Source organism: Alteromonas sp. K632G, assembly GCF_017653625.1.
GTDB lineage: Bacteria > Pseudomonadota > Gammaproteobacteria > Enterobacterales > Alteromonadaceae > Alteromonas > Alteromonas naphthalenivorans.
On the sequence record NZ_JAGGDM010000055.1, the window covers coordinates 1 to 1263 of the forward strand.

The 1263-nt window shown below is 46.4% G+C and carries 1 protein-coding gene; it reads left to right on the forward strand.

What is annotated here, in order from left to right; all coding sequences use genetic code 11:
- The first annotated feature begins 61 nt into the window (after positions 1-61).
- Positions 62-1230 (forward strand): IS3-like element ISAma1 family transposase gene (locus J5X92_RS20840; protein WP_085929700.1). Its coding sequence is split into 2 segments (ribosomal slippage): positions 62-311 and positions 311-1230, totalling 1170 coding nucleotides; the frame shifts between segments, so codons are not numbered across the junction.
- Positions 1231-1263: the final 33 nt, after the last annotated feature.

The window sequence follows — 1263 nt, forward strand, 5'->3', positions numbered from 1 at the left end:
TGACGTGCTCCAATAGATTCACACACCCAGTTAAGAGATAATTATCTCAACTGGAGTGTATATGAAAACCCGAAAAAGCTACTCGAAAGAATTCAAACTGGATGCGGTGAGTCTGGTTACAGAACAAAATTACAAGATTACTGAGGCTGCTCGCAGTCTTGGTATCAGTGCCAATATGTTAGGCCGCTGGCTTAAAGAGCAAGAATCAGAAGGGGCTCACGCATTTCGTGGCAATGGTAAGTTGACGCCCGAGCAGGAAGAAATTCGCCAACTGCGAGCAGAGAATAAGCGCCTGAAAATGGAGAAAGAGATCTTAAAAAAGGCAACGGTCTTCTTTGCCAAAGAAACCAAGTAAAATACGGTTTCATCACCCAACATAAGAAGACCTGGCCGATTAGCCTGATGTGCGAGATTCTTGGTGTCAGTCGCTGTAATTACTATAGTGCCGTGCGACGCAAGGAACACATTGAACCGGATCCGCAACATGATGAGTTAATTGAGTGGGTACAGAAAGTAGCAGATGCCAGTGACTTTACCTATGGCGTAAGACGTATGAAACGCGCGTTGAATTCGCTTGGTTATCCGGTTGGAAAACAGCGAACGAGAGCCTTGATGAAAGAAGCTGGAGTGAGCGTCAGACGACGTAGAAAATACAAAGTCACGACTAACAGCGACCATCAGCAACCTGTCTTCGATAACGTGCTGTCACGCGACTTTGATGCTCAAAAGCCAGACCAGGCGTATGTCTCTGACATTACCTACATCTGGACGCAAGAAGGCTGGCTGTATCTGGCCGTAGTGATTGACTTATTCTCACGAAAAATCGTGGGCTGGAGTATGGCATCGCGGATGAATGCCCAGCTTGTGTGTGATGCCTTAACGATGGCTTTGTGGCAACGTAAACCTAAAGTGGGCCTGATACATCATTCGGATCGCGGCTCTCAATACGCAAGCCGACAATTTAGACAGTTACTGACGCAATACAAGGTAACAGGTAGCATGAGCAGGAAAGGTGATTGTTGGGACAATGCCGTCGTAGAAAGCTTCTTCGGCACATTGAAACAAGAGCGAGTGCAGTGGCGTCACTACCAGAGTCGCCGTGCTGCCCAGCAGGATATTCTGCAATACATCACTATGTTTTATAACAGTCAGCGAATGCACTCATATCTGGATTACAAGAGTCCAAATCAATATGAGGCTGACATGGCTAACTTACAAAAAGCGGCTTAACTGGGTTGTGTGATTTTGGTTGACCACGTCAAT